General features: G+C 64.1%; 7 protein-coding genes. 4 read left to right on the plus strand and 3 right to left on the minus strand.

Annotation, left to right across the window (positions count from 1 at the left end; genetic code table 11):
- The first annotated feature begins 17 nt into the window (after nucleotides 1-17).
- The 3 genes from KXR53_RS32785 (at nucleotide 18) to KXR53_RS32795 (ending at nucleotide 1,893) form a co-directional block, all read left to right on the plus strand.
- On the plus strand, nucleotides 18-419 hold the full coding sequence (locus KXR53_RS32785) for a GlcG/HbpS family heme-binding protein (protein ID WP_437379829.1): 402 nt from the start codon (nucleotides 18-20) through the stop codon (nucleotides 417-419).
- A gap of 58 nt (nucleotides 420-477) precedes the next feature.
- Complete coding sequence (locus tag KXR53_RS32790; RefSeq protein ID WP_437379830.1) at nucleotides 478-1,293, plus strand: SDR family oxidoreductase; 816 nt, start codon at nucleotides 478-480, stop codon at nucleotides 1,291-1,293.
- 66 nt (nucleotides 1,294-1,359) lie between these two features.
- On the plus strand, nucleotides 1,360-1,893 hold the full coding sequence (locus KXR53_RS32795; protein ID WP_437379832.1) for a nuclear transport factor 2 family protein: 534 nt from the start codon (nucleotides 1,360-1,362) through the stop codon (nucleotides 1,891-1,893).
- A 48-nt stretch (nucleotides 1,894-1,941) separates the two neighbouring features.
- Here the strand turns inward: KXR53_RS32795 and KXR53_RS32800 are convergent, their stop codons facing one another.
- Complete coding sequence (locus KXR53_RS32800) at nucleotides 1,942-2,271, minus strand: hypothetical protein (protein WP_437379833.1); 330 nt, start codon at nucleotides 2,269-2,271, stop codon at nucleotides 1,942-1,944.
- 784 nt (nucleotides 2,272-3,055) lie between these two features.
- Here KXR53_RS32800 and KXR53_RS32805 point away from each other — a divergent pair.
- Nucleotides 3,056-4,123, plus strand: coding sequence for a hypothetical protein (locus tag KXR53_RS32805; RefSeq protein WP_437379834.1), 1,068 nt, complete (start codon nucleotides 3,056-3,058; stop codon nucleotides 4,121-4,123).
- 676 nt (nucleotides 4,124-4,799) lie between these two features.
- Here KXR53_RS32805 and KXR53_RS32810 read toward each other — a convergent pair.
- A complete protein-coding gene (locus tag KXR53_RS32810; RefSeq protein ID WP_437379835.1) occupies nucleotides 4,800-5,018 on the minus strand; it encodes an MbtH family protein in 219 nt (72 codons plus the stop codon).
- The coding region (locus tag KXR53_RS32815; RefSeq protein ID WP_437379836.1) for an alpha/beta fold hydrolase at nucleotides 5,015-6,097 on the minus strand (1,083 nt) is incomplete at its 5' end. The genes KXR53_RS32810 and KXR53_RS32815, both read right to left, overlap by 4 nt.

The following is a 6,097-nucleotide window of genomic DNA, read 5'->3' on the forward strand; positions in this document are numbered from 1 at the left end:
GCTTACGGAGATATGACATGTTGACCATCGACAAAGCCCGCAGAATCGTCGCCGCCGGCGAGGACAGGGCCACTCAAATCGGCGTTCCCGTGAACATCGCGGTGCTCGACGCTGGTGTTCACCTGAAGGCGTTCAGCCGAATGGACGGTGCCCTTCTGGGCTCAATTGACATCGCCATTGGCAAGGCCCGCACCGCCGCCCTGTTCGGCATGCGTACCGAAGCCATGGGCGAGTTCTGCAAGCCGGGCGGCACCTCGCCCGGGCTCGAGCAGACCAATGGCGGCCTTGTCGTCTTTGCCGGCGGCCTCCCAATCGTGGACGCCAGCGGCACGTTGATCGGCGCGATCGGCGTGTCCGGCGGCGCGGTCGCTCAGGACCTCGATATCGCCGAAGTCGCCGCAGCGGCGCTCGGCAACTGACCACCACCCCTCGTCACACCTTCGAACATCAACGCACTCAAAACGAAAGGACTGTATTATGACCACCAAGACCATCCTCATCACCGGCGCTGGCTCGGGCTTCGGCAAGGGAGCCGCCATCGGCATGGCCAGGAACGGCCACAACATCATCGCCACTGTCCACGTATCCTCTCAGGTGACGCCGCTGCGTGAGGAAGTCGCGGCGTTGGGTCTTGCTGACAAGATTCGCGTCGAACGGCTCGACCTTGACGATCCCTATGACATCAAGCAGGCGATCAAGTGGGATTTCGACGTGCTGTGGAACAATGCCGGCATGGGCGAGGCCGGGCCGGTCTGGGAGATCCCTGTCGATCTCGTTCGCCGCAACTATGAAGTGAACGTCTTCCTGCCGCTGATGCTGACCCAAGGCGTCGTCCAGCGCTGGGTGCGCGAGGGTAAGGCCCGGGGCAAGAAGCTGGTCTTCACCTCCTCCATGGGCGGCCTGTTCACTCCGGCCAACTGGGGCACCTATGTCTCGACCAAGCATGCGCTCGAATCGATCGCCGAAGCGCTGCAACAGGAGCTGACGCCCTACGGCATCAAGGTCCAAACGATCAATCCGGGCGCCTTCTACACCGGCTACAACGAAACCATGGCGGATAATCCCTTCCGCTGGCTCGACGACGACGTGAACTTCACCAAGCGCGCCGATCTACGCAGGGGCTTCGACGACTTCTTCGCCACGCCCGAGGGTAAGATGGACCCGAAGGAGATGATCGACCGCATGATCGCGATCGTACCGGCCGACGAGGGTAAGTTCCGCAACGTCGTGCCGAAGATCGTCGAGGACATGCTGAAGCAGCATCAGCTCCAGGCCTGGGAAAACCACATCTGACCCCATCCCGGCGGGCGGCGCCTCCAACGGCGTCGCCCTTCCGGCGCACCTGAAAGGAGCTCCACCATGCTGGCCCATCTTCGATCCCGCACCCGCCAGATATTCGACGAAGCCCTTGGTGTCGGCGCGACCGCCCTGGCGCTTGTCGCCCTCCAGCCTGAAGCAATGGCGCAGACTCCCTCGGAAACGGAGAGCAGAAACAAGGCCGCGGTGCAGTCGAGCTTTGACGCTTGGCGCAGCGGCACCGGCAGCCCGTATGACCTTCTTGCCGACGATGTCCGCTGGACGATCGAAGGCTATTCGCTCGCGTCCAAGACTTATCCGAGCCGGGAGGCCTTCATGAGCGAGGTCATCCGCCCCTTCAACGCAAGAATGCAATCGCCGCTCAAACCCACGATCCGCAGCCTCTATGCCGATGGCGACACGGTCGTCGCCTTCTTTGATGGGCGCGGTATCGCACGCGACGGCAAACCCTACGCCAACACCTATGCCTGGTTCCTCGGCATGCGAGCCGGGCGGATTATCCGCGCATCGGCCTTCTTCGATGCCATCGAGTTCAACGACCTGTGGACGCGCGTCGAACCGGCGCCCGCCAACTGACAGGAAACCCACCGGCACAGGCAGCGCCGGCGACGCCGCCGGCGACACCTACAGCAGCATCGAGAATGTGATGGGCTCGGCATATGTCGTCACCATCACCGGCAATGCCGGGGCGAATGCGCTGTGGGCATGGCCGGGAACGACGTGCTGGTCGGGGGGCGGCCGGGCGGATGCCCTGAAGGGCGGCGCCGGCGCCGACTGCTTCGTCGATACGGCAGCCAGCGACAGCACCGTGCCGTCCGCGACAGCATCAATGACTTCTCGAATGCCGAGGGCGACCGGATCGATCTCTCGGCCATCGATGCCGATGGCAATGCCGGCAACGGCGACACCGCCTCCACCTTCCTCGGTGGGGGTGCCTTCACCGGAGCCGGGCACGAGCTGCGGGTGGTGGCCAGCGGCGGCGTGCAGATGGTTCTGGCCGACCTGAACGGCGACGAGGTGGCCGACATGCAGAGATCAATGTCGTCAGCGCCATCGGCCTGGTCGCCGGCGACTTCGTGCTATAGTGGCAGATGGCTCAGGTGCTTCGCAGCGCCTGAGCCATCTCACGCGGCCGGTGACTGAAGTACGAGAGTTGCCTGAGGACCGGCAAGAAGACGCAATATCAACATCGTCGACGGCTGCTTCTCACACGGCGTTGCAGGAAATCCCGTTGGAAGGACCTGCCATCAGGTCCGCTCAGGGAGCCGGCTGCAATGGCCGGTTTTGGGCAGGCTCGGGAATCCGGTTGGCCGGAATGGGCCGGATCCTGCGGATTCAAGCGATGTCCGCTTCGGAGACTCCGCTGTTATGTCCGGATGTGGCGCTCTCCGGGCGGGCCGGTTTGGCAAGTCGGGATTTCGGCAGCCAACATAACAACCAACGAGTCGTGGTAGATCTACTAGCGAAGAATGGGCCGCGGCTTTGCCTCAGCCCCTCTGATGCCGACGCGCTGATCAGGGGCCGCGCCGAGACTGCAAGATTGGCCGCGTAAGCGAGCGACTTGATCCGCCTCTACCGGGGCAAGGGATTGGTGCTACGGGGGAGGAAAGTCTGTTCCTACATTAAGGAAATTTGGCGCATATGTATCTAAAATGCGATTCGATACAGGAAGGGTTGTTCCTAGGCAATGCAAATTTGGTGCATATATATCTAATATGTCTTTGACAGCACAGGAAAGATGGCCTCCTCTCTCTCTGATATCGCCGCGACCCTCGGTCTCGCTTATCAGTCGGTGAAGAGCCGGGCGTGTATACTCCGGCATCGACACCTAAAGGGCGATGCCGTTCCTGAGATCGTCTGGCGAGCTGAAAAGAGTGGCGAGCCGAAACCGGTCGGCGCAGAAACGCGCACCGTCGAGACCGTCGTCCCCGACTACAAGGAGCCGATCGAGGAGCTCCTGAAGCGGGCGATGGACTACAATGACAGGTTCGCCGCGCACCATCGGGCGCGCAATGTCGTCGATCTCAAGATCAACGTGCCAGGCCCGATCGGCGTGGCCGGCCTACCCGATCACCACCTCAACAACATCGGCACGCTGTTGCGCCGGGCCTTCGAGGACGCCTACCTGATCCGAGACACCACGGGCCTTTACGCGATCGGCATCGGCGACTGGATCGACAACTTCATCGTCGGCAGGCTGGAGCGGGAGCGCCGCAAGGACATCATGAGCCATGATGATTCATGGCGGGTCATGGAGGCCTACGTCGAGACGCTGGCACCGAAGCTGATCGCGGCCATCTCCGGAAATCACAACGACTGGACCGCGTCTCTCGGCGGCGTCGACTATACCCGCAAGCTGTTCGAGGCCATGGGCCTGGGGGCGATCTACGACACGGACGAAATCCGCGTCAGGCTTAACTTGCCGAACGACGCCACCTTCACCCATCTTGCCCGACACAGATACCGCGGCTCCTCGAAATACAATGCGGTCCACGGCATTCTGGTCCGGATTGTGGAGGACTGGCAGGGCGAGGACGTTTTCTGGGGCGGGCACATCCACGCCGCGGGCCACATGAGCATCGAGAAGGCGTGGATGGGACAGCGGCGAGTAGTCCACGCCGTGCAGCTGGCCGCCTACAAGGACGTCGACAGCTACCAGCGGTCGGAGGCGTTCCGGCACAATGTGCCATTCCTGGTGCCGATGGTGATCCACGACCCAGACACCCGCGAGACGCACTTCTTCGAGCACATGCGCCTGGGAGTCTGGGTGCTCCAGCAGATGCGGGCGGAGCGCGGGCTGCTCTAAAGGCCGTCTAGAAGCTCGTGGCGGCCCGAACCACTGGCCAGAGCGGCTATATAGCCGAGGTCCTCGACAAATCGCCCTCATTCGCCGGTCCACATCAGCGGCCGCACGTTGATCTCATACCAGCGAGTCGATGAATTCATCGTCATCCCGTGCGCACTGCGCCGCGAAGTGCCGCGGTGCAGACACGGGATCTCGGCGATGCACCAAAGCCCGTGGGCACCCCGTACTCGGCAAGCTGATTCGAGTGGACGAGCTGGTCGAGGCGCTACAGGCAATCACAGCTTCTAAAAAAGGGCATCTGAGGCGGATCGACCCAATGTCCGCTGATCGGGCTGCTGACCGCATGGCCGCTTTCGGCGCATTCGAATCCGCCCGATTCCCGCAAATTGCCGGATCCCTTGGATTCGGGCGACGTCCGCTCTTGGGACTGCGGCGCGGTGACCGCTCTTGGCGCCCTTCAGCCGGCTTCAAATGATGGCGTGAGGTCGGCCCGGCGGTTAACAACACCTAGGGTCGAGCGCTCGAGATATCCGGAATCCAGCCGACGAAGACACAATCGTCATCCGAGCGGGACTGCTGCTTAGGATCGCGCGAGTTCCGTCCGACATTGTCTTTGGTCATTCGGTCGGCAGTGCATTCCTGTCCAGGCTCCGCCCGAGACATCGACGTTGGTTGCTCACGGGGCTGCATCGCGCATGACGGTGACGAGGCTCAGGGGGCGCATATCCGTCCAATTGGTGTCGACGTAGTTCAGGCAGGCCCGGCGATCGGCGGGTCCGAAGACGGTGTGCCAGCCGGCGGGGATATCGATAAATTCCGGCCAAAGGGAATGCTGTCCCTCATCGTTGACCAGCACGTGGAAGCTGCCGGTCTCGGTCTCGAACGGGTTGCTCATGCGGTGAGCTCCTCGGCGGATGGTGAGAAGCGCGCGTCCGCCCGGTCGAGGGCGGCGGCGAGTATCGGGCCGATCGCGGCCAGCGCCTCGGGCCGCATCATCCTCTCGTGCCGGCAGGCGATGCCGTGGACGGTGAATCGGCCCTGGACATAGGGCCGCCAGTCTTCCGGGGTCGGCATCGTGGCGTCGGCGTCATCGCCAAGGGTTGCCTGGAAAAACAAGAGATCGCCCTGGAAGGCGCGCGGCCTGAAGACGTCCAGGAGACGCGGATGCTCCCTGAATGCCATGAGGGTGGCGCCGATGACGTCGTCCTCGAGAGCGGCGAGCGCGGGCTCGGACTGGGCAAGGCGGCGCTTGAGGGCCGGGATGGACAGCGATTCGTCGCCGGGCTCGAATGGCGCATTGGAGAGAGTAGAGACCAGCATCATGAAGAGCTCCTGATCGGTCGGCTCGGGTCTCTCGCGCTTGTCTTTACGCCCCGGCGGGTAGCCGTCGAGGAGAGCAAGCGAGGCGACCGGCCCACCCACGTCCTGGAGCTGGCAAGCGACGGCGTGGGCGACATGGGCGCCGAAGGACCAGCCGAGCAGGTGATAGGGTCCGGCGGGCTGGACGGTGCGGATCTGCGCCAGGTAATCCGCGGCCATGGCCTCGATGCTGGCGGGGCGTTGGTCGGGCTGGCGGATACTGCGGGCCTGGAGGCCGTAGAGAGGGCGGTCCGGCAAATGGCGCAGGAGCCCGGCATAAGACCAGCTGAGACCGCCGGCCGGATGCATGCAGAACAGCGGCGGCCGGCTGCCCTGGGCCCGGAGCGGCAGCAGCACGGCGAACGTATCGGCGGCGGCGCGGTTGAGGCGGAGCGCGAGCCCGGCCGGGGTGGGGGCCTCGAACAGGCTGCGGATGGCGAGCTCGATCCCGAGCGCCGCCCGGAGGCGGGAGATCAGACGGGTCGCCAGCAGCGAGTGGCCGCCGAGGTCGAAGAAGCCGTCCTCGGGGCCGACCCGCTCGAGCCCGAGCACCTCGGCGAACAGGCGGCAGAGCAGGGCCTCCTGCGGCGTCCGCGGCTCCCGGCCCCGGCTCTC

The sequence above is a fragment of the Inquilinus limosus genome (assembly GCF_051487185.1).
Taxonomy (GTDB): domain Bacteria; phylum Pseudomonadota; class Alphaproteobacteria; order DSM-16000; family Inquilinaceae; genus Inquilinus; species Inquilinus limosus_F.